Here is a 24,281-nt window from a genome sequence, read left to right as displayed (position 1 = left end):
GTGCCAGCGATTCTGTCTAGATAAACTAGTCAAAAAAGCTGGAGCTTTACGCTCCAGCCCCTGTCATCCAGTTTTCTATAAGCCATGTTTTGTTCCAGACTGCATGTCAGACACGCAGTCCTTCGATAATCATCTGTCTGCTAGTTAAGAAAATCTCTCACCTAGCCTCGTCGTACGTTCTTTAACGTTCCGCGTGACAAGTGCCCCTACCATAAGTTTGGGTTGCTCGCTTGAGGGGTTTACCACGTTCCACTTGCTAAGTTTCCAAAGCAACTCGTCTCTATGGCACTTTTACAGAATTTTCCGCCTATCTTCCGAAGAAAACTTAGCTTGAATTCAGCCGTTAGGCTTGACGGGCCTACCTAGGCTTATGGTTTCGCCTAGCACAAACACTGCAGGCATCGCAGCCTGCGCGAGCATGGACTTTCCTCACGACTGTTAAACAATCGCGCAATTATCCAAAAACTGGTTGTTATTTCTGTATTGCTTATTCAGCCGGTGTCTCAGCACTATTTGCTTGTGCTTGCGGACCAAAAACAGCGCGTTCCAAACGGTTAAGGCGTTTGAGAATGTCAAAGTTATTGACAGACTTCATCGTCACACGTGCACCTGATGCTGTCTCAACAGGTTTATCTGTTGCGTCTGATGAAGCACTAGCAATTGGATTGAAACGTTGCGTATTTTCTGAGACAGCACCTTGCGGTCTTGCTTCAGTATCACGGATTTTTTTCTTCAGAAATTCATTTTCTTCTTGCAAAGACAATATTTCTTCTTGGAATTTTTCATAGTCTACAATGACATCATCAAGTAAATCGTTGACTTGATCCTTGTCATAACCACGCATTTTTATGTCAAAATCCGCATCATAAATATCTTTGGGCGTTAAATTATAAGTTGCCATTATTATCAAAGTCTCGCTATTTCTTTTCGTTATACCCTCAATCTTACCAAAAATTTGACTGATTTACAAGAGCAAGCTTGAGCGTTTTGTCTTATTTTTGCAACCAATCATTTTTGATCAAATGGTAAGCGCTAACAGGGTTTTCAGCTTGCGTGATTGGTCTGCCCACCACGATGAAATCACTGCCAATCTGACGCGCTCGACTCGGTGTCATCACACGTTTTTGATCACCAACTGCGGCACCTGCAGGGCGTATACCAGGCGTCAGACAGATAAAGTCTTCTGACGTGGCTTTTTTGATTAGTTCAACCTCTTGCGCTGAACAAACAACACCAGCAAGGCCTGCCTCAGCTGTTTTCTGCGCATAATGCACGACGGACTCAGTCAGAGACGTTTGAATATTTTGAAATGCCTGCATCTGTGCTTCACTTGTTGACGTGAGCTGTGTCACTGCAATTAACTTTGTCGTACCAGCTAAGCCGTCAAGTGCTTCTTGCATCATCTCAACGCCACCCGCAGCATGGACATTTGTCAAGTCAACACCAAGATTTGCGATGACTTTCATGGCAGATTTAACCGTGTTTGGAATATCATGCAATTTCAAATCCAAAAAGACGTCATGTCCCAGAGACTTGATATATTTGACGACATCAGGTCCTGCGGCATAAAATAGCTCCATGCCAACCTTGACATATAATTTTTCATCTTGACCAAATTTTTCCAAAAAATTTTTAACGTCCGAAAACGCTGGAAAATCTAGTGCAATCACCGGTCTATTTTCTACAAATTTACCCACGAATCGCCTCCTGACACTCATTTACAAAAGTCTGCAAGTCTGAAATGCCATACTGATCCATAACCTCAGGCAGACTTTCAATGATTTTCGGACAGGCAAATGGATCGGTGAAATTGGCCGTTCCAACACCAATTGCCGATGCACCAGCAATCATAAACTCAAGCACATCTTGCGCACTTGTCACGCCACCCATCCCGATGATTGGCAGATTAGAAATCTGCGCCACTTCGCGAATCAGTTTGAGCGCAACAGGCTTAACTGCAGGTCCTGACATCCCACCTGTTGTATTTGCTAAAATTGGCTGACGCGTTTTAAGATCAAACCGCATCCCGACAAGCGTGTTAATCATCGTGAAACCAGCCGCGCCAGCAGATTCAACCGCTCGGGCGATTTCTTTGATATCTGTAACCGATGGCGTTAGCTTGACATAAATCGGCACGTCAGAAACCGACACAGCTGCCTGAACTGCATCAAATGCAAGCTCGGGCACTTGTCCAATCAAGAGACCATTATTGCCATGGTCAACGTTTGGACATGAGATATTGAGCTCAATCGCTGAAATATTGGCAACCTTTGAAATTTTTTGCGTGACAATGCGGTAATCCTCAGTCGAAAAACCAGCCACATTAGCAATAATCGGCAAATCATATTTTTCTAGTTTCGGTAGTTTATCAGAGATGACCGCATCAACGCCTGGGTTTTGGAGGCCAATGGCGTTCAGCATGCCAGAAGGTGTCTCAGCCACACGTGGTGTGGGATTGCCATATCTGGCTTCAGGCGTTGTTGCCTTGATCATAATTGAGCCAAGTTTTGATAAATCGTAGTATTTGGCATACTCTTCACCAAAACCAAAACAACCAGACGCAGGCATGATTGGATTTTTCAAATCAAGCCCGGGCAATTGAATGGCAAGTCTATTTTCAGTCATCAGATGACCACCTTTCCAACTCTAAATATCGGACCATTATCACATACTTTTAGCGATTGTTGCCCTGTTTCGTCACCTACCACATGAACCACGCAAGCATAGCAAGCACCCATGCCGCAAGCCATTCGTGCCTCCATTGAGATGAAGGCATTGGGATGATTTTCAGTTTTCGCTGCAACTGCACGTAACATACCAGGCGCTCCACAGGCATAAACTGCATCAAAGTCAGCCATCTCAACCCCGTCCATGAGCACACCAACATGACCCTGACGCCCATATGAGCCATCATCTGTCACCACCTGAACATCAGCAGCAACCTCACGAAACTCAGCTTCTAAAATCACAGCTGACGCTTGTGCAAAGCCTAGGAAAACCGTGACTGCTACCCCCTTTTTTTGCAAGTCGCGGGCGAGTTGAACCATTGGTGGCGTCCCGATGCCGCCTGCAACGATCAAAGCTTTTTTGTTGGGAAATGGCGTGCTGAGATCAAATCCATTGCCCAAAGGTCCCATAACGTCAAGTTTTTGACCTGGCACCATCTCAGAAACGTCCGCAAGTCCAGGACCTTCAACTCGATAAATAATCACGCAAGTTTTAGTCGCATGGTCATACTCAGAAATCGAAATCGGACGGCGCAAAACCTTATCAGGACTTGGCACACGTAGATGCAAAAACTGGTCTGGTACTTGCATATCAAGTACCATCTCACCTTGTAAAACCATCCGAAAAACACGCGGGGCAATGTTGACGTTTGACAAAATCGTCATCTCTTCTTGTAAAATCATCGCAACCTTTCTTAAAACATCTCGTACAAAATTTGTACCTTGCTAAAGCAACCATCAAATCATAGCAAAAACCGCAGGAAAAATCCTACGGTTTGCTTTCATCTAACGCTGCAACCTTATCACACTCTCGGCGTGACTTAAAGGACTTTCGTTTATTATAACAAAATTTATGGCACTTGCCAAATGACGCCCGTAATCAAATCGCCTGCGTTACAAACGATCGGCTTTCCAAAACTTTCAACATGGCTGCAATCGTGTCAAGTGACGTAAACAGTGGCACACCATGTTCAACAGATTCACGACGAATCGCCATGCCGTCTGTATTGTGATCATTGCGATTTTTGCCCATGGTATTGACCACAGCTTGCACACGTCCTGCACGAATGCAGTCAACGATATTATCTTGATTTTCTGTTTCTTCACCAATTTTTGCGACAATATCCGCATAGACGCCATTTTGCTCAAAATATTTTGCGGTCCCAGATGTCGCATAGATACCATAACCAATCTCGTGGAAACGTTTAGCCAGTGCTAGTGCTTCTTCTTTACTATCGTCTGCCACTGTGAAAAGTACGTTACCAAAAGTTGGCAAATGCAGATATGACGCTTCAAACGCTTTGTACAATGCTTTTTCAAGCGTTGCATCTGAACCCATAACTTCACCAGTAGATTTCATCTCTGGAGAGAGATAAGCATCAACTTTTTGCAATTTTGTGAAACTAAAGACCGGTGCTTTGACATGGACTTTATCATCTTCTGGGTAAAGGCCATCTTCATAGCCAAGTTCTGTCAGTGTCTTCCCGAGAATCAGCTGTGTTGCCACTTGTGCCATTGGAATACCAGTCACTTTTGACAAAAATGGTACAGTCCGTGACGCACGAGGATTCACCTCAATCACGTAAACTGTGTTATCAAAGATGACAAATTGAACATTCATCATGCCGATACAATTTAGCCCAATCGCAAGACGTTTTGTATAATCAGCAATCGTTGCTTGAATTTCAGGCGACAGATTTTGCGGTGGATACACAGCCATCGAGTCGCCAGAGTGAACCCCAGCACGCTCGATATGTTCCATGATGCCAGGAATCAGGACATTTTCACCATCGCAGATGGCATCGACTTCACACTCACGACCAAGCAAGTAAGAATCGACCAAAACGGGATGATCCGGACTCGCTTTAACGGCTGTTTGCATGTAGTTACGCAAGTCCGCTTCATTGTCGACAATCTCCATCGCACGACCGCCAAGTACATATGACGGGCGGACAAGAACGGGGTAGCCAATGCGGTTGGCATTTGCTACTGCTTCTTCTTCGTTAGTTGCCGTTGCGCCAATTGGTTGTGGAATTTCAAGCTCTTGAAGCGCCGCTTCAAACAATTTGCGGTCTTCGGCACGATCAAGCGCCTCAACCTGCGTCCCTAAAATAGTCACACCTGCTTTTGACAAAGGCTCAGCAAGATTAATCGCGGTTTGTCCGCCAAACTGAACGATGACGCCCTTAGGCTGCTCAAGATCAATCACGTTCATCACATCTTCAAATGTCAGTGGCTCAAAATAAAGTTTATCTGATACTGAAAAGTCAGTAGAGACTGTCTCAGGATTTGAATTCATGATGATGGCTTCATAACCTGCAGCTTGAATAGCTTTGACAGAGTGAACCGTCGCATAGTCAAACTCGACCCCTTGACCAATACGAATCGGGCCAGAACCCAATACTAGAACTGATTCCTTGTCAGAGCGAACAGATTCATTTTCAAACTCATAAGTACTGTAAAAATATGGCGTTGTCGACTCAAACTCAGCAGCACATGTATCCACCATTTTGAAAACTGGATTGATTTTATTGTCAACACGACGTTTGCGAATTTCAGCTGCATCTGTATTCCAGAGATCAGCGATTTTTCGGTCAGAAAAGCCATTGCGTTTTGCAGTTTTCAATGTTTCAGGATTAAAAACATTTGTCGCAAGTTCTTGCTCGATTTCAAAAATGTGCAAAAGTTTATCAAGGAAAAAGAGGTCAATTTTCGTCAGACTGTGCAGCTCTTCAATGGTATAGCCCCGGCGAATGGCTTCTGACAGATAGAAAAGTCTGTCGTCTTGCGCTTTGACGATTTTTTCGACCAAAGCATCGTCAGTCACTTCTGCAAGTTCTGGCATTTCATTATGATAAACACCCACTTCAAGCGAGCGAACTGCTTTCAAAAATGATTCTTCGATGTTACGGCCAATCGCCATGACTTCGCCCGTTGCCTTCATTTGTGTACCAAGACGGCGTTCACCAGACTCGAACTTATCAAATGGGAAACGTGGAATTTTTGACACAACATAGTCAAGCGCAGGCTCAAACATAGCATATGTCGTCCCTGTGACTGGGTTTATCATCTCATCAAGTGTAAGGCCGACTGCGATTTTTGCAGCCAATTTTGCAATCGGATAACCTGTTGCTTTGGATGCCAAAGCAGATGAGCGTGACACACGCGGATTGACTTCAATAACATAGTAGTTAAAGCTATCTGGATCAAGGGCCAGCTGAACATTACAGCCACCTTCAATTTTAAGGGCACGGATGATTTTAAGTGACGCATCACGCAACATTTGATATTCGATATCGCTAAGCGTCTGACTCGGTGCAAAGACGATTGAATCCCCTGTATGAATCCCAACCGGGTCAAAGTTTTCCATATTACACACGACAATGGCATTGTCCGCAGCATCGCGCATAACTTCATACTCAATTTCCTTGAAACCAGCGATTGAGCGTTCAATGAGACATTGCGTCACGGGTGACAGTTTCAAACCATTTTCAGCCGTTTCACGCAGTTCTTCTTCGTTGTCACACATGCCGCCGCCTGTACCGCCAAGTGTAAAGGCAGGACGGACAATAATCGGGTAGCCGATTTTGCCTGCAAAAGCAACTGCTTCTTCGACGGTGTTAACAATCTCAGACTCAGGAATTGGCTGATCAAGCTCTTCCATAAGTTGTTTGAACAAGTCACGGTCTTCTGCTTGGTCAATGGCTGAGAGTTTCGTCCCAAGCAATTCAACGTCAAGCTCATCTAAGATGCCAGTTTTTGACAGCTCCATCGCCATATTTAGCCCAGTTTGCCCACCAAGTGTTGGTAGAAGGGCATCAGGACGTTCTTTACGGAGAATACGTGTGACAAACTCAACTGTGATGGGCTCAATGTAGACTTTATCTGCGATTTCGCGGTCGGTCATGATTGTTGCAGGATTGGAATTGACAAGAACAACGCTATACCCTTCTTCTTTGAGGGCAAGACAGGCTTGCGTCCCAGCATAGTCAAATTCAGCAGCTTGTCCAATGATAATTGGTCCAGAACCAATCACCATGATTTTTTTAATATCGTTACGTTTTGGCATTGTTAGAAGTCACCTTTCTCAAGCTTAGTTGCATCGATCATTTCCATAAATTCATCAAAAAGATAATCCGCATCGTGTGGTCCTGGCGCAGCGTCAGGGTGAAATTGCACTGAAAAGGCTGGCAGATATTTATGACGGACCCCTTCAACAGACTGGTCATTGATTTCGATATGTGTGACCATTAGGTCAGTCTTATCGATTGATGCTGCGTCTACAGCGTATCCGTGGTTTTGTGAGGTAAAATCAACACGGCCAGTTGCAATCTCACGAACGGCATGGTTAAAGCCACGGTGCCCAAATTTCATCTTGCTTGTTGTGGCACCATTTGCCATGGCAAACAGTTGGTGTCCCAGACAAATCCCAAAAATAGGGAATTTATCTTGAATGCCTTGGATCATTTCAAGTGCATCAGGCACATCCGTCGGATCCCCAGGACCATTTGTCAGCATCACGCCGTCAGGATTCATATCAATAATTTCCTTGGCTGTGATGGTATGTGGCACAATCGTCAGATTGCACTCACGTTTTGAGAGTTCCCGCAAAATAGAATGTTTGAGTCCAAAGTCAACAACGACAATATTGCGACCTGTGCCAGGACTTGGATAAGCCGTTTGCGTTGACACTTGCTCGACTTGGTTTGTCGGCAAAACAGTCGCCCGCAGCTGATCTTGCATGTGCTTGATTTCATCACCAGGATTTGCTAGCGTTGCTTTCATGGTACCATGATGGCGGATAATCCGCGTCAGAGCACGCGTGTCAATGCCTGAAATACCTGGGATATTTTTACGCTGCAAAAATTCGTCCAGTGACATTTGATTGCGCCAATTACTTGCTAAACGGGCGTTTTCACGGACAACCACACCTTTACAAGTTGGGATGATTGACTCATAGTCGTCCCGGTTAATGCCGTAATTACCAACCAAAGGATAGGTGAAGGTCAGAATCTGACCGTTGTATGACTGATCGGTGATTGACTCTTGGTAGCCTGTCATCCCCGTGTTAAAGACGACCTCACCTGTCACGTCTACATCCGCACCGAAAGCCGTACCTTCAAAAATCGTGCCATCTTCTAAAATTAAAAGTCGTTTCATTCTTTCCTCTTTCATTCTCGTTCTACATTCTTCTCATCAGTATCAGTTTATGATTTGCCGTTTAAAATCGCTTCTAATATTGCCATTCGCATGAAAACACCATTTGTCATCTGCGCTGCGATTCGGGATTTAGGTGCTTCGACTAGGTCACTTGCGATTTCAACACCACGATTGACAGGCGCCGGGTGCATGATGATTGCATCCGCTCGCATAGCAGCGTAGCGCGCATGCGTCAGACCGTATTGTGCATGATAGTCGGCCTTTGAAAATGTCTCCCCAGACGCATGACGCTCGTGTTGCACTCGCAGAAGCATGAGCACATCTACTTGACCTATCATATCATCTAAACTAACGTAATGCCCGTAAACATCAAACTCGTCAGAATACCAACTTTTAGGTCCTGTGAAATAAATATCAGCACCCAGACGTTTGAGCATTTGCATGTTGGACTTTGCGACACGGCTGTGCGTAATGTCACCTGCTATCATGATTTTCAAGCCCTGAAAGGTGCCAAATTCTTCGTAGATGGTCATCAGATCAAGTAGAGACTGACTCGGATGCTGTCCTGACCCATCACCACCATTGACAATGGTCGTCTGAATGGTCCGACTATCAACAAGCTCCTGATAGTAATGCTCATCGGTATGTCTGATAACGCAAATATCAACACCAATCGAGCTCATGGTCAAAATTGTATCATAAAGCGTCTCGCCTTTATTGACCGAGCTTGCTTTCGCATCAAACTCAATGACTTCGAGACCTAATTTTTTTTCTGCCATCTCAAAGGATTTGTGTGTCCGTGTTGAGCTTTCAAAAAAAAGATTGGCTGCGAAAAACTGACGTTTGAGCTCTGGTTTGATGCGCTGATATTTGTAGTCTTGTGCCCGTTTAATCAGGCCTAGAACTTCATCATTGCTCAGTAACTCCATACTTGTCAAGTGTTTGATTGACACCCTGCCGTCTGGTGAAATTGTCAAATCTAGATTCCTTTCACAAAAAAATGGCTACCTTAAAAGGCAGCCATGCGCTCGTCAAAAAACGTGCGTTATCGTGGACAACCTTCACAGCCTCACGGGACTGTTGTTAAAGGATTTTATTCATTTTTACTATTATAGCAAAATTCTGATTACTTATCAATAGTTTTTGGTAAAATTAAGTGCATGCCGATACCTAAAAGTGTTGAAAAGGCAACACTTGATATTAAAATCCCTTTAACATTAAGCATCAGACCACCGATACCAGATACCAAGATAACACTTGCAATCAAAAGATTGCGCTTGTCATCAAAGTCAACTTTATTTTCAACTAAAATCTTGAGTCCACTCGATGCAATGACACCAAAGAGCGCAATTGACACACCGCCAATGACTGGTGTTGGAATTGAGTGAATCAATGCTGATATCTTGCCAACAAAGCTCAGCAAGACAGCAAAAGCTGCGGCACCCGCAATAACATAAACTGAGTGAATTTTTGTGATGGCCATGACGCCGATATTTTCGCCATATGACGTCACAGGCGGTGCCCCAAAGAATCCCGCAATAATCTGTGCAACTCCATCACCTGTGAGCGTGCGCTCAAGTCCTGGATCTTTGAAATAATCATTTCCTGTTAATGAGTTTAGCACCATGACATGACCGAAATGTTCGGTCATGGTTACAAAAGCAATCGGTGCCATCGTCGCAATCGCAGATGGATAAAGTTTGAAATGGTAATCAACAAACATGATATCAAAACTAGGCAGACTCAGCCAATGACTTTTAGCAAGCTCATCAAAAGAGATAATCGTTGTACCCGTGATACTTTGGACAATCAGAGTGAACAAGTAACCAACAATAATGCCGAGTAAAATCGGAATCAGACTAGTCAAACCCTTACCAAACATGTTAAAGCCAACCACGGCAAAGAGTGTGACGAGGGCAATCAGGAGAAAAGTCAGACTATACTTTCCGTCACGGTTCATGGCGTCACTAACAGCAGTCCCAGCAAGGCTAAGGCCAATCACCATGACGATTGGCGCCACAACGATTGGCGGCAATACTTTATCAATCCAAGCTTTACCCGAAAACTTGACAATCAACGCAACAAGCAGATAGACAAGCCCGCCCACAACTGCACCTTGAGCAACCGCAGCTATGCCTCCGTGTTTCATCAGATTTTGCATAGCAAGGATATAGGCAAAACTTGAACCCATGTAAGCTGGGATTTTATACTTGGTTACAGAGAGATGTGCGAGCGTCCCAAGACCACTTGAAAATAGGGCGATAGACGGATCAATTCCAACTAATATCGGCACCAAAACAGTCGAGCCAAACATGGCAAATAGATGTTGCAGCGATAGGCCCATCCACATGCCAAAAGGTGGTTTGTCGTGCACATCATAAATGACGTCTTTTTTAGGTGTCGTCATCTTTTTAGTCCTCTTTTTTGATGAGAATGCTATCTGCACCGTCAATTTCCGCCACATGCACAATGATTTCTTCGTCACGCGCCGTTGGGATATTTTTTCCGACATAATCCGCACGAATCGGTAGTTCACGGTGACCACGGTCTACAAGAACAGCAAGACTCACTTTTGACGGTCTGCCAATCTCAACCAAGCCATCAATCGCAGCACGAATTGTCCGACCCGTATATAGCACATCATCAACTAAGATAATTTCACGATCCGTGATACTAACAGGCATCTCAGTTGTGTTATCAGCTGTTTTGACATCATCACGAAATGGTTTTGTATCAAGCTCTCCAAGTGGAATATCGATATTTTCCAACTGTTTGAGACGTTCTTGGATGCGTTTTGCGATGTAGACGCCACGCGTTTTAATTCCGACAATTACAAGCTTATCAAGCTCTTTATTGCGCTCGATAATTTCATAAGTAATCCGCGTGATTGCACGTTTCATCGTTACTTCATCAATAATTTCTTTTTTTGACATTATCTCTCCCATTTCTCTATGAAAAATTCCTTGCCCAAAAAGCAAGGAAATGATAAAAGCCGTCATTTTGCCTTGCCGCCTCTCTGGACGAATTTAAGGTATGTTTTTATTATTATATCAAATTTTCCGGCGCTTGGCTATGCTTATCGGGAAAAATGTGATGAGAACCCCTAGAAATGATATGAATTTTGATGACTTGTCTGAGGTTTTGGGGAGTTCTGAGTGTGAGATGGTGTTGTTGGTGTCTTTTTTGTCTTGATTGTCTGCTGTTTCTGAAGAAGGATTTCGTTTAGAAATTTCAATCTCCAAACCTTGCGTATCCAACTGTTTTAATGGCACATTTTTATCAGAAGTATCAGCTGTTACTGACACTTTGCTTTGTTCGTTATTCAATGAAAAAGGGAGATAAGCCGAGCTTTTAATTTCTGATATTTGGTCATCACAATACTGCGCAATAGCTGAATTTGCTAACATTGCTACGTCACTACTGCTTTTATCTGTAGTATCAATGGGTGTTATTTCGGATTCAGGTTTCTGATTAACGTCAGATGGGACTTCACCATCAGCGCTAAGATCAGCAGATGAGAGAGTAGATAATATTGCTTCATTTTCTTGACTGTCAGAAGACTTTTCAGTTTCAGAAATCGCTATTTCGCGAGTACTAGGTCCCTGCAAACTGTCTGAATTTGCTGATATATTATCTTGGTCAGCACTTTGATTGCTTCCTGTCAATTCTGTTTTTTCAGAAATATCGTCAGATTTTATCGCTTCAGTTTGAGCTGCATCTGTGGGAATTTCTGGCTCAGATCCTTGCGCAATTTCCAGTTCTGACGGTGCAACTTTTATAATAGTGTTTTCTCCAGAACTGTCAGCTACTATTATACCTGCTTCTTGCAAAATCCCTGAATATGGTGGCAAGTCATATTCAGCACTGATTTCACCAGGATTTTTAGTTACAAGTTTCATCTCATCATGCTGATCAATTACGGTTAAGTTTTCAGATTTACTACTATTTTCAGAAATCGTTGCCAATTCCATTTTATCAGAAGCATCAGCAAATTTTATGACTTCGGTTTGAGCAACTGCGCTAATTTCTGTCTCAGATCTCTGTACAATTTCCAGTTCTGACGAAAAATCACCGCTCATGTTATGTTCGTCAGAATGGTCAACTGCCTTTATCTTTTCTTCACTTTGGTCATCATCTGACTCATTTTCAGAATGAGTCATGTTTATCTGCTTTGCATTCTCTAGGTCTGACAGTAAGTCCGTATTATCACTGACTTCAAGAGATGTTTCTATCTCTACATCATCTCTCTGAGTCATACTATTCGTGTTTTCAGTTCCGCTGCCATTTTCTTCAACTTCCCCAATCGCTGTCAATTCTGTTTTATCAAATACAACTTCAGATTTTACTTCTTCGTCTCGATTAGCAGCTGTGGTAATTCCCATTTCTGACATCGAATTATCGCTAATGTTGTGTTTGGCATCTGAACTAATTTCAAGTTCAGAATTTTCAACATTCAACTCAGACACTGCTTCTGGATTCGATGATAAATCAGCATCACCCTTGATTTTCTCAAAATTTTCAACTGCAGCTACGCTTTCAATACTCTGTTTAATGGTGGTGAAATTTTCAGTTTCGTTATTAATTTTATAAACATCATCAACATCATCAATCTCTGTCATTTCTGTTTCATCAGAAGCATCTTTAGATTTTTCTATTTCACTTTGATCATCTTCTAAACCATTTTCAATTTCAGAACTAGCTGCGTCTATCTCTTGCAAAATCCCTGAATTTTTTAACAAATCAGCTTCATCACTACTTTCAACAGAAGTTTCAACTGTCGGCCCTGCACCAATTCTCTGAACAATATCGTTCGAGTTTTCAGTCTCATTACTATTTTCAACAACATCAGAAATAGCAGAGAATTCTGCTGTATCAGAAGTATCCGTGGCATTTACCGTCTCAGGTACCTGCACAATCTCAGCTTTTGCCATCAAATCATCATCGGTACTGTTTTCAACTGGATTTTCTACTACAACATCCGCATCATCCCTCTGATTAGTAACGGTCGATGCTTCAATATCAGTACTATTTTCAACAATTGCATCAACCCCTGCTAATTCTAGTACATCAGAAGCATCAGCAGATTTTATTTCTTCGGCCTGCGTTGTAGCTGAGGAAGTTTCCGGTTCTGACGACAACTCATCTTTTCTAATGATATGCTCGTCAGCACTATCAATTGCCGTTACGGTTTCTTCTCTTTGATCATCATTTGAATCAGCTTCCTCAGGATTAGCCACGACCGCCTGCTCTGCCCCAACAGCTAAATCATCCGAGTTTTTTTCATCATCTTGACTACTATCTGATTCAGTTTTCTCAGCGTCAGCAGCTGTAACTGGAATCTCAACTATCTGGCTCTTATCAATCACCGTCAAATCTGAAATCACCACGCCATTTTCCAGATAGATATGCCGTGCACCAGCAGTTAAAAGTTCCGTCAGAGCTGCAAATAATGGACTTTTTGCTGAAAATGCTGACGCATCAATCACCGTCTCAGCACCCAAAGTCAAATCAGATATTTTTGCACCGAAAAAAGCTTCTAATGCGATTGTACTTGCATCTTCCGCGCTAAAAGCAACCGTGACAAGTGGCGTATTGTAAAATGCTCGACTGGCAATTGATGTCAAATTGACCCCAAACTGCAACTCCGTCAGAAAAGTATTAGCAAATGCCCGATTACCAATCACTTCAAGTGTTTCAGGAAAGTGAATCTCAGCAATCAGAGTGCCCGCAAATGCCTCTGTTCTGATCGATTTCAGTTTATCGTTTGTAACAATTGTAGCCAAACTAGAATTTTGAAAGGCATAGGTGCCGATATTGTCAATATTTGCCCCTAAAATAATCCCTGAAATCTCGCTGCCATAAAAAGATTTTGAGCCAATCTCCGTCACCGCATACGTCACGCCAGCAATCTCAATCACATCTGGAATGATAATGTTAGCCCCAGCAACACCTGAAAAACTCACCGTTTTCGCCGTCAAATTCTTCGTATCAAGCGTATAATGCACGCCTTGGGCATCCACATAAGCATCCGAAAGCGTCGCCGCACTAACATAATGTGAAGGAAATGCAATATCACTCACGCCTGGCAAAAGTCCCGCCGAAACAAGCATACCTGTTATCATAATTTTTTTTCGCATAAATATTACCTCTACCATTTTATACGAAAAAAATCCCTGATTCTCTCAGGAATTTTGCTTATTTTTCAACTTTTTTCTTGTTTTTAAAATGACGTTTCTGGCGAAAATCGTTCTGACGAACTTCCATAACGACTGGCAAAACAACTGGACGGCGTTTTGTTTGATCGTACAAGAATTTGCCTAATGTATCTCGAATTTCAGACTTGATTTCTGCCCAGTCAAAGCTATCACCAGCCAAATATTCCTTGACTTTCTCATCGACTTTCAGCGCTGATTCTTTCATCAGATCACGTGAATTTTTCACATAGACAAAGCCGCGCGTATGCACTTTTGTTTTAGAAATAATTTTTTTATCATGTTTTGAAATTGTGATAACGGCGATAAAAATACCATCTTCACTCAAAATCTTACGATCTCGCAAGACAATATTCCCAATATCACCAACACCTGAACCATCAATCATGACGTTTTCAGCAGCAATCACACCCGCAGGCTCCAGATTACCATTGGCATCAAAAGTAATCACTTCGCCGCGTTTAGAAAGAAAGATGTTTTCAGGCAACATCCCAACTTCCATGGCAAGCTCCGCGTGGGCTTGCAACTCACGATATTCTCCTTGGATAGGTACCAGATTTTTAGGCTGTAAAATATCCATCATAAACTGTAAATCACGTGAATTCGCATGACCTGACACCTTCAAATCACTTGAAAGCATCTTCATGATACCACCTGCACGATACACAATGTTCTCAGTTTTTGCCACAATCGTTTCATATGAAACTGTTGGACTCGTTACCGTATAAACCAGATCGCCATCCTTGATTTTAACTGTACGATGGCGTCCTTTTGCCATGTCACCCAAGGATTTGAGTGGCTCACCCATCCGACCAGTTTCCAGAATCAAAAGCTCATGATCTTCGAAATTCTTGATCTCTTCAGGCCTGATGATCATCTTATCATCATCGATGCGCAGTTTGCCTAGGTCACTCGCCGTTTTGACAATACGATCCATATCATGACCCGTAAAGGCAACATGACGCCCAACCTTGATAGCTGAGTCAATCACCTGCTGAATCCGTGCTAAATTGCCTGCAGCAGACGCGATAATCACGCGCCCTTCCCAGTCAGCAATCGTATCAAAAATCTTATCAGAAACCTCTGATTCACTTGCTGACTGGATGCTTGACAGCGCATTTGCCGAATCACTCATGAGCGCAAGGACGCCTTGCGTACCAATCTCAGCCAGACGACTGATATTCGTCTTGTAACCTTTGCCAACAGCAGGATCAAACTTGAAATCACCCGTATAGACTACATTGCCGTCAGGCGTCCCTACAACAACACCCAGACTTTCAGGGATGGTATGCGTCGTTGAAAAGAAAGAAATAACAGCCGTTCCAAAATCAATCTCAGTCGTCTCATCAACCACATGGAAATCATCAAATTTCTTGCTACCGTCAAAGTTCTTCACATTGATTTTGGCAAGCTCAACTGTCAACTGACTCCCAAAAACAGGCACTTCTACTTCAGAGAGCAGATAAGGTAATGCACCGATTGAGTCTGGATGGCCATGTGTTACAAAGACGCCCGCCACACGATCCGCATTTTCAAGCAGATAGGACATATCAGGAATGACAAAATCCACACCCAGCATCTCAGTTTCAGGATATTTAAGCCCCGCATCCATCACAAAAATAACATCGTCAACCTCGACAACATACATATTCTTACCAAACTCACGCACGCCACCCAGCGCCGCAATTTTTACATTACTCATACTTGCTCTATCTCCATATACTTTCGTTCATTCTTTGCCAATTCAAAAGCCGGAACTGTGCAGCTCCGACTTATCTTGTACGTTACACTTATCTCAAGTATATCATGATTCAGCGATTTCCGCAAATATCTCTTTAGACTTGATTTTAATCACCAACAATTTTGATAATGCTTGCAGCTTCGTCAGAAGTCGCAGCCACAAGTGGCAACCTTAACGGACCCACTTCAAATCCCAAATCGTTTAAAACAGCTTTAACAGGGGCTGGACTAGGGATTGAAAAAAGCGCATCGATCTTCGGCAAAAGTTGACGTTGAATCGCAGCAGCGCCTTTGACATCACCGTGATCTAGCTTGTCAAACATATTATAAAAGTCATCACCATTTGTATGCGCTGCAACAGAAATCACGCCTTGTGCTCCTAGAGCCTTGGCATGAAAGGCTTGCCCATCCTCGCCAGTATAGACTAAAAAGTCATCAGGAGCATGCTCAATCAAATAAGTTAAGTTTTCAACACCCGTGCACTCTTTGATTGCGATGATATTTGGATGCGTCGCAAGTCGCAAACTCGTCTCAGGCGTTAGTTGCGCCACCGTACGACCAGGGACATTGTATAAAATAATCGGCAGATCACTGCTATCTGCAATCGCTGTAAAATGTTGAAATAGACCTTCCTGACTCGGTTTATTGTAGTAAGGCACAACAGCAAGACCAGCCGCAAAACCACCAAACTCTGCCACTTCTTTTGTAAACACAATCGAGTCGCGCGTGTCATTTGTCCCAACGCCTGCAATCAAAGGTACTCTGCCCGCCACTATTTTTTGCACCGCCGCAAATAAGTCCAACTCTTCATCATGCGTTAAAGTTGGCGATTCACCCGTTGTTCCAGCCAAAATCAGACCATCTGTATGATGCGCCAGTAAGTACTCAATTAATTTTGGCAGCGCCTCAAAGTTAATATCGCCATTTTCCTTAAAGGGTGTGACTAGCGCTGTGATGATTTTCGCTTGTTTTAGTTGTTCGATAGACATTTCTTCCTACTTTCTTGACCATTTTTACAAAAAAACAGCCTCTCAGTAAAAGAGGCTGCAAGTTAGTCAAATGTTTGATTTGATTAGCTCACCTTTTGATGACAACTGATAAGCAATTTCCACCAAAAGACAGTCTGACGGATTTAACCAGTCAGCCCAAAAGCTAGCGTTATGAGCACACTAGCTCCTTCGGCAAAGGACGCCGCCTCTTCGCATCAACGCCCTCACAGCTCCACTCAAGATTCTTCGCCTTTGCGACCTCTAATATTTAATTTTACTCAATTATAGCTTATTTCAACTCAAATTTCAAGTCAGCCGTTGGATGAACGAGATCACGTTCATGAAGTGATTCTGCAATTTGAACAGAGTTCCATGCGGCACCTTTGAGAAGGTTATCAGAAACAACCCACATATGAATCCCTTTTTCAGCGTCTAAATCGCGACGGATACGACCAACAAATGTTTCACGACGTCCCGCAGCATTGACAGCTTGTGGATAGATTTGTTGAGAGGGATCATCTTCCAAAATAGCCCCAGGAAAGGCAGAGATAGCAGCCTTGACACCGTCAATCGGCGCAAGTTCTTTTGTTTCGATATAGACTGACTCAGAGTGGGCAAGGATTACTGGTACACGCACACAAGTAGCTGAAACCTTGATGCTATCATCTTCCATGATTTTTTTGGTTTCATTCGTCATCTTCATTTCTTCATAGGTGTAGTCATTATCTGTAAACACATCGATTTGCGCCAAGGCGTTAAAGGCGATTGGATAGTGTTTTTTGTCGCCACCAGCAGGTAAAATATCGGCATGGACATCTTTAGGGTCTACTTTATCATTGATGACCTCAGCGATTTCGCGCTCAGCCTCAGCGATTGCTTTTGCACCAGCACCGGATACGGCTTGATAAGTCGATACGATGATACGATCCAGACCATATTGCTTACGCACAGGTTCAAGTGCCACCATCATTTGAATGGTTGAACAGTTTGGACACGCAATAATCCCGTTGTGAGCATCAAGCGCGTGAGCATTAACCTCAGGCACGACAAGTGGCACATCAGCATTCATCCGGAAATGAGACGTATTATCAACAACCACAGCGCCAGCTTTCACCGCATAAGGTGCAAACTTGGCAGATACACCGCCACCAGCTGAAAATAGGGCAATGTCAATCCCGTCAAAAGAATCTTCCGTTGTTTCTTCAACGACAACATCTTGACCTTTAAATTTCAAAATTTTACCAGCTGAGCGATAAGTTGCAAACAAGCGGATTTGCTTGATGGGTAATGTCGATTCTTCAAGCATTTGAATCATACGCGTTCCGACAGCACCAGTAGCGCCCACAACAGCAACAGTATAGTTTTTTTCTGACATATTCCACCTCTAAAGATAATTTAGTTTCAATTTTTTGAAAATTTCAATAAAACCATTATACTACTATTTTTAGAAAAAAAAAAGCCCCTTATCACAAATGATAAGGAACTTTTTGTAAGCAACTGTTTTTACAAACAGCCGTGCCTAGGAGGTTCACATTCCTAGACAAGATTCCATCAATCCTTGACGGGCTAAGCCCCGAACCTCTTAGCGTAAATAAGGTACTTGCGTACCAAATCGACTCATCGCATGCCTTAATTATAACATAGATTTTTGGAGATTGGAAGGGTAAAATATCTGACGTTTTGGCTTATTACAATTCGTTATAAAGCTTAACGGCATTTTCAACTGTAAAGCCATATTCTTTGAAAATTCGATCGCCAGGTGCGCTTGCCCCCCAAGTGTCGATGGTGAGTGTTTTGCCTGCAAGACCGATGTATTTACCCCAACCAAAGCTTGTTCCTGCTTCGATAACAAGACGTTTTGTGACGTTGACTGGCAAAATTTCTTCTTTGTAGGCTGCTGACTGCTCATCAAAGATATTTTGTGCTGGCATTGAGACGACGCGGACAAACTTACCTGATTTTTCAAGTGCTGCTTGCGCATCAAGTGCCAGTTTCACTTCACTACCTGTGGCGATGATGATACCATCAAGCTCACCTTTTTCTTTGGAAATGATGTAAGCGCCTTGATTAACACCTGCTTCAGCAAGTTCTGCTGTACCTTCAAGCACTGGCAAGTTTTGACGTGTCAATATCAAGGCTGTTGGACGTTTTGTTTCAGTCACAGCACGACGCCATGCAGCAATCACTTCATTGCCATCTGCTGGGCGGATAACGTTCAAGTTTGGCATAGAGCGCACACTTGCAAGTTGCTCAACTGGCTCATGCGTTGGACCATCTTCACCAACAGCAATCGAATCATGCGTGAGCACATAGACCGTTGGCACTTCTTGAAGCGCCGCCATCCGAACCGCTGGCAAGAGATAGTTTGAAAAGACAAAGAATGTCCCACCATAGACACGTGTTCCGCCATGCAAAGCGATACCGTTCATAGCTGCTGCCATGGCAAACTCACGCACACCAAACCAGATATTACGGCCAGCATAGTTACCAACTTCAAAGTCCGTTTCAGCTTTTACCATGGTGTTGTTTGATGCTGACAAGTCAGCTGAGCCACCCCAAAGATTTGGCATTTGAGCTGAGAGTTTTTGAATGGTTTCTTGTGATGAGACACGGCTTGCGACACTTGTGCCAAGCTCATACTTAGGCAAATCAAGCTCAGGCGTTTTATTACTAAAGGCATCCGCATATTGCTTAGCGAGATCAGGATATGCTTTAGCGTAGGCGTCAAACGTCTCGCGCCAAACTTGTTCCATTGCTTCACCGCGTGCACGTAACGTTTCAAGGAAACGTTGTGAAACTTCCTCAGGCACCGTAAAGTCAGGATAGTCCCAACCGTAAGATTTTTTTGCAAAAGCAATACCATCAGAACCAAGTGGGGCACCGTGAACTGCTGATGTGCCTTGTTTTTCAGCACCAAAACCAATGATTGTCTTGACTTCGATGATCGTTGGTTTATCTGTTTCAGCCTTAGCACGAATAATCGCCGCTTCGATTTCTTCTAGATCATTGCCGTCTTTGACAAGGATATGCTGCCAGCCGTATGACTCAAAACGCATTTTGATATTATCTGGGAATGATTTTGAGGTTGGCCCATCAAGTGAGATGTCATTGCTATCATAAAGCAGGACCAACTTGCCAAGTTTAAGCTGTGCGGCTAGTGATGCTGCCTCTTGTGAAACGCCCTCCATCAAGTCACCATCCCCATTGAGCGCATAAGTATAGTGGTCAACGATGTCAAAACCAGGACGATTATAAGTTGCAGCGAGATGCGCCTCAGCCATGGCAAGTCCGACTGCATTTGCAATCCCTTGCCCAAGTGGACCAGTCGTTGCTTCAACGCCATCAACCCAATCAACTTCTGGGTGACCAGGAGTTTTGCTGTTCCATTGACGGAAATTTTTAAGATCATCAATCGTCAAATCATAACCTGAAAGATGCAGCAAGCTATATAGCATTGATGAGCCATGACCTGCTGATAAAATAAAACGGTCTCGGTTTGACCAATCACGGTGTGTTAAAGGGTTGACGTTTAAAAACTTGCTCCAAAGCACATAAGCCATTGGTGCTGCACCCATAGGGAGACCTGGATGTCCAGAATTTGCCGCTTGAATCGCTTCGATTGAAAGCGTGCGGATAGTATTGACCGCTAGTTGGTCAGTGTTGTCAAAAGTCATGAGGAATTGCCTTTCAAATTGTCATTTTCGTTTTAGACGATAGCTAAATTATACCATATTTTTAACAGAATTTTCAGATAAAGACTGATAATTTATCGCAAAGTACGTTTGAAAACAGGTTCAACCAGAAAACGTGACCAAAAAAAGGTTAGACCGTTTCATGTCTAACCTTTGTGATTATAGTGTGTCCCGTAAGCCTTTTTCATATTGGGCTTTCTTCGCCTTTTCTGGGGTGATATCATTGCCGTCAGGATCGACCACTTTGATTGACTCCACGTGATGGCGCAGACTAGATTTGACGCCTGAAATGTAAGCGGCACGCAGTTCAGCTTGTTCGACTTTTTCAGCTTCTGTCAAACCTTGTGTTTTCTTCTTTTTTGCAAGTTCATTGATTCTTGCGATTTGTACTTCTGTTACCATTTATTTTTCCTCAAATGTTTGAAGGAAGAAATTATCAGACTCATCAAAACTATAACGCACTTCATTGTCAGTGCGTGAAATTTCTTTGATGTCACCATAAGCAATCTGATGATTGTCAAGATACATCTTAATCCGTGGCAAAATCAGTGCTTCCATAGGCACATTCATCACAACAAAGTTACGTTGCCCATTATCATAATAGTAAAGTCCAAACATTTCATACCTCTTTTTATTAGTCGTGAATTACTTTGTATTGATCAGCGTAAAGTCAGCAATTTTGCTCGCTTTTGATGCAATATCTGAAAGTAAACTCAAACGATTGTATTTGATAACACTATTATCCGTCATCACCATGGTATTGTCAAAGAAATTGCTTATCGGCGTTGAGAGATCAAATAGTTTTTCGACATTTTCAACCACATTATCCGTCAGAACAAGTGCTTGATTGGCATCAAACAGAACTTTTTCATAGGCATTTTCAAACTGTGTTTCATCAATCACGGGCGCAGCGTCAAGCTTACTTGCAAGATTGAACACACGCGATAGATTTTCAACTGACGTTTTGAAGTCAGCCTCGTCTGTCTTGTGGTCAAGTGCTTGCGCATTTTCCGTCAGACGTGCGACATCAAGTGATTCCGTCGCAAGCACAGCGTCGATAATATCGCGACGTGCAATGCCTGAGAGCATTTTTGCCACACGACCATTGATGAAGCTGATCACGTCATCACGACGATCGTATTTGAAGCCGTTCAGGCGCAACGAATAAAGTTCATTGATGATCGTTTCAAGTGAAATTGCCCATTTTTGATTGTCAATAATCCGCAAAATGCCAGCAGTTGCACGGCGCAAAGCATAGGGATCGTTTGAGCCACTTGGAATCAAGCCAACAGTGAAAAATGACAAAATCGTGTCCAGCTTATCTGCAACAGCAAGCACCGCACCAATCTCAGTCTCAGGCAAATCACCATCAGCTGATGTGGGCATGTAGTGCTCACGGATACTTGTTGCAACAGCGGCATCTTCACCAGCTAACAGCGCATATTTCTCGCCCATAATTCCTTGCAACTCGTCAAACTCGCCAACCATTCCCGTTAGCAAATCAAACTTGTAAATATCAGCTGCACGGTCCAGTTTATCGTCAAACGCGAGTGGTAACATGGCATGGTCACGTAGTTTTTTAGCGATAATCTTGACACGCCCCATATGCTCATAAACTGAGCCAATTTTTTCATGGAAGGTCACTTTTTTGAGTTTTTCAACCAGATCAGAAATTTTGAGTTTTTGGTCTTCACGCCAGAAAAATTCAGCATCTTCTAGACGCGCAACCAGCACTTTTTGATTGCCCTTGGCAACATTTTCAATGTGTTCTGCATTACCATTTCTGACGGAGATAAAATGATTTTGCAAGTTACCAGATAAATCACGCACTTCAAAATAACGCTGATGCTCACGCATACTGGTCACTAAAACTTCCTCGGGTACATCCAGATACTTGGCCTCAAAGTCCCCGACAAATGCTGTCGGATACTCAACTAAGTTATTGACTTCTTCAAGTAAGCCAGGCTCTAGGTAAATGTCCCAGCTGTTTGTTGATGCAATTTCTGCGATTTGTGTCTCAATCAACGTCTTACGTGCTGCGCTATCAGCAATGACAAACGCAGTATTTAAAGCAGCTTCATAGTCTAAAGCATCTTTGAGCACAATCGGCTCATCATAGAGAAAACGGTGACCACGTGTGATAGCATTACTCGTCACATCAAGCAACTTGAAGCTGACTGTTTCATCATCAAGTAGGCTGACCAACCATTGGATTGGGCGGACGAACAAAAATGAATTATTAGCCCATTTCATATAGGTTGAAAATTGCATTTTTGCAATCACATCATCACCAATTGCCGTCAGAATCTCAGACGTAGGAACGCCTGAGATATGTTTATTGGCATAGTAATAGTCACCTTTTAAGACCAAGTCGTCAGGTGTCACACCTTGTCCACGTGAGAAGCCTTGAATAGCCTTAGACCAATTACCGTCAGCATCTTTTGCTATCTTTTCTGACGGACCTTTGACTTCTTCGTCAACTGCTTCTGACGCGTCAGACAGTCCCTTGACTAGTACAGCTAACCTGCGCGGTGTGGCGTATTTGACAATTGTGTCAAACTTGACACGTTTTTCAGCCAGAAAATCAGCCACTCGCTTTTCTAATTGGGCCGATGCTGCGCTCACAAGATGTGCAGGCATTTCTTCCAGACCGATTTCAAGTAAATAATTTGCCATTATTTGTCACCTCCAGCAACTTCTTTGTATTTGCCATTTTCACCCAGATATTTATCACGCAAACCGTCATCTTTGAGTAACGGAAAACCAAGTTTCGCGCGTTCATTGATGAAAGTACGCGCTACTTTCCGCGCCATCGTTCGCACACGGTGAAGATAGCCAGCACGCTCAGTCACGGACACCGCACCACTTGCGTCAAGTAAGTTGAAAGTATGAGATGACTTCAAAATAAAGTCATACGCTGGATGCACGAGTCCCAAATCAAGCAACTTAGTTGCCTGCGCCTCATAGGTATCAAACAAGGTCAGAAACGTTTCCGTTTCGATTTCTTCAAAGGCAAATTTTGAGTGTTCATACTCTGGCTCTGTGAAAATATCACCGTACAGCACGCCATTTCCCCACTCAAGATCGTAGACTGACTCAACTTCTTGGATGTAAGACGCGAGACGCTCAAGACCATAAGTAATCTCAGACGTCACCGAGTCAACCTCAATACCGCCGACTTGCTGAAAATAGGTAAACTGCGTCACTTCCATCCCGTCAAGCCAAACTTCCCAGCCAATACCAGCAGCACCCATAGACGGATTTTCCCAGTTGTCCTCAACAAAACGAATATCGTGCTCCAAAGCATTAATACCAAGCGCAGATAGGCTGTCCAGATAAAGTTGTTGGATATTTTTCGGGCTAGGTTTCATGACGACTTGAAACTGGTGATGTTGAAAGAGACGGTTAGGATTTTCTCCGTAACGGCCATCCGCCGGACGGCGAGACGGCTGCACATAAGCTGCATGCCATGGTTCTGGACCATTGGCACGCAAAAACGTATACGGACTCATCGTCCCAGCCCCGACTTCATTGTCATAAGCCTGCATGAGATTGGCACCTTGCTTACTCCAAAACTCTTGAAGTGTCAAGATAATTTCTTGAAATGATAGTTTTTTAGACATGATTCTCCTTTTTGATATATAAAAAATCGCCACTGCATCCTTAAAAAATAAGGACACAGGGACGACATATAGACGCGGTTCCACCCTGATTCGCTAGCAACTGCTAGCCTTCATTTTGGTATTTTCTAGCTTATTTGAT

Annotated in this window: 18 protein-coding genes, 1 other RNA gene and 1 riboswitch; all 19 genes read right to left on the bottom strand. The window is 43.2% G+C overall.

What is annotated here, in order from left to right:
* Positions 1–73 precede the first annotated feature (73 nt).
* Positions 74–466: RNase P RNA component class B (gene rnpB / locus Hs20B_RS01660), an RNA gene on the bottom strand.
* 21 nt (positions 467–487) lie between these two features.
* Positions 488–901, bottom strand: a complete 414-nt coding sequence (locus Hs20B_RS01655; protein ID WP_172354930.1) for a DivIVA domain-containing protein — start codon at positions 899–901, stop codon at positions 488–490.
* Between the two features lie 91 nt (positions 902–992).
* On the bottom strand, positions 993–1,697 hold the full coding sequence (gene pyrF / locus Hs20B_RS01650; protein ID WP_228407423.1) for an orotidine-5'-phosphate decarboxylase: 705 nt from the start codon (positions 1,695–1,697) through the stop codon (positions 993–995).
* Positions 1,690–2,625, bottom strand: coding sequence for a dihydroorotate dehydrogenase (locus Hs20B_RS01645; protein ID WP_172354926.1), 936 nt, complete (start codon positions 2,623–2,625; stop codon positions 1,690–1,692). Before Hs20B_RS01645 ends, pyrF begins: the two co-directional genes overlap by 8 nt.
* Positions 2,625–3,410, bottom strand: coding sequence for a dihydroorotate dehydrogenase electron transfer subunit (locus tag Hs20B_RS01640; RefSeq protein WP_172354924.1), 786 nt, complete (start codon positions 3,408–3,410; stop codon positions 2,625–2,627). Before Hs20B_RS01640 ends, Hs20B_RS01645 begins: the two co-directional genes overlap by 1 nt.
* Before the next feature lie 196 nt (positions 3,411–3,606).
* The gene (gene carB, locus Hs20B_RS01635) at positions 3,607–6,795 is read right to left on the bottom strand and encodes a carbamoyl-phosphate synthase large subunit (protein WP_172354922.1); all 3,189 of its coding nucleotides are present in this window, start codon (positions 6,793–6,795) and stop codon (positions 3,607–3,609) included.
* A gap of 2 nt (positions 6,796–6,797) precedes the next feature.
* Positions 6,798–7,886: a carbamoyl phosphate synthase small subunit gene (locus Hs20B_RS01630; protein ID WP_172354920.1), complete on the bottom strand. Its 1,089-nt coding sequence runs from the start codon at positions 7,884–7,886 to the stop codon at positions 6,798–6,800.
* A gap of 47 nt (positions 7,887–7,933) precedes the next feature.
* On the bottom strand, positions 7,934–8,857 hold the full coding sequence (locus Hs20B_RS01625) for an aspartate carbamoyltransferase catalytic subunit (RefSeq protein ID WP_371863834.1): 924 nt from the start codon (positions 8,855–8,857) through the stop codon (positions 7,934–7,936).
* 155 nt (positions 8,858–9,012) lie between these two features.
* A complete protein-coding gene (locus Hs20B_RS01620) occupies positions 9,013–10,293 on the bottom strand; it encodes a uracil-xanthine permease family protein (protein ID WP_172354918.1) in 1,281 nt (426 codons plus the stop codon).
* 4 nt (positions 10,294–10,297) lie between these two features.
* Positions 10,298–10,819 (bottom strand): bifunctional pyr operon transcriptional regulator/uracil phosphoribosyltransferase PyrR, encoded by a 522-nt coding sequence (pyrR, locus tag Hs20B_RS01615; RefSeq protein ID WP_172354916.1) that lies wholly within the window; start codon positions 10,817–10,819, stop codon positions 10,298–10,300.
* Positions 10,820–10,936: 117 nt separating this feature from the next.
* Positions 10,937–14,023 (bottom strand): leucine-rich repeat domain-containing protein, encoded by a 3,087-nt coding sequence (locus Hs20B_RS01610; RefSeq protein ID WP_172354914.1) that lies wholly within the window; start codon positions 14,021–14,023, stop codon positions 10,937–10,939.
* 58 nt (positions 14,024–14,081) lie between these two features.
* On the bottom strand, positions 14,082–15,800 hold the full coding sequence (locus tag Hs20B_RS01605) for a ribonuclease J (protein ID WP_172354912.1): 1,719 nt from the start codon (positions 15,798–15,800) through the stop codon (positions 14,082–14,084).
* A 145-nt stretch (positions 15,801–15,945) separates the two neighbouring features.
* Positions 15,946–16,827, bottom strand: coding sequence for a 4-hydroxy-tetrahydrodipicolinate synthase (gene dapA, locus Hs20B_RS01600; protein ID WP_172354910.1), 882 nt, complete (start codon positions 16,825–16,827; stop codon positions 15,946–15,948).
* A 76-nt stretch (positions 16,828–16,903) separates the two neighbouring features.
* Positions 16,904–17,099: riboswitch (Lysine riboswitch) on the bottom strand.
* 17 nt (positions 17,100–17,116) lie between these two features.
* Complete coding sequence (locus Hs20B_RS01595) at positions 17,117–18,202, bottom strand: aspartate-semialdehyde dehydrogenase (protein ID WP_172354908.1); 1,086 nt, start codon at positions 18,200–18,202, stop codon at positions 17,117–17,119.
* A gap of 313 nt (positions 18,203–18,515) precedes the next feature.
* Positions 18,516–20,501 carry a transketolase gene (tkt, locus tag Hs20B_RS01590; RefSeq protein WP_172354906.1) on the bottom strand — a complete coding sequence of 662 codons (1,986 nt, stop codon included), beginning with the start codon at positions 20,499–20,501 and terminating at the stop codon, positions 18,516–18,518.
* A 177-nt stretch (positions 20,502–20,678) separates the two neighbouring features.
* A complete protein-coding gene (locus Hs20B_RS01585) occupies positions 20,679–20,921 on the bottom strand; it encodes a DUF896 domain-containing protein (RefSeq protein ID WP_172354904.1) in 243 nt (80 codons plus the stop codon).
* On the bottom strand, positions 20,922–21,137 hold the full coding sequence (locus tag Hs20B_RS01580) for a hypothetical protein (RefSeq protein WP_172354902.1): 216 nt from the start codon (positions 21,135–21,137) through the stop codon (positions 20,922–20,924).
* 27 nt (positions 21,138–21,164) lie between these two features.
* Positions 21,165–23,195 carry a glycine--tRNA ligase subunit beta gene (gene glyS / locus Hs20B_RS01575; RefSeq protein ID WP_172354900.1) on the bottom strand — a complete coding sequence of 677 codons (2,031 nt, stop codon included), beginning with the start codon at positions 23,193–23,195 and terminating at the stop codon, positions 21,165–21,167.
* Entirely contained in the window at positions 23,195–24,145 is a 951-nt protein-coding gene (glyQ, locus tag Hs20B_RS01570; RefSeq protein ID WP_172355180.1) for a glycine--tRNA ligase subunit alpha, read from the bottom strand. The genes glyS and glyQ overlap by 1 nt, the downstream gene beginning before the upstream one ends.
* Positions 24,146–24,281 lie beyond the last annotated feature (136 nt).

It is taken from the genome of Pseudolactococcus insecticola (genome assembly GCF_011170065.1).
GTDB lineage: Bacteria > Bacillota > Bacilli > Lactobacillales > Streptococcaceae > Pseudolactococcus > Pseudolactococcus insecticola.
This window is presented reverse-complemented; position numbering and strand designations above follow the sequence as displayed.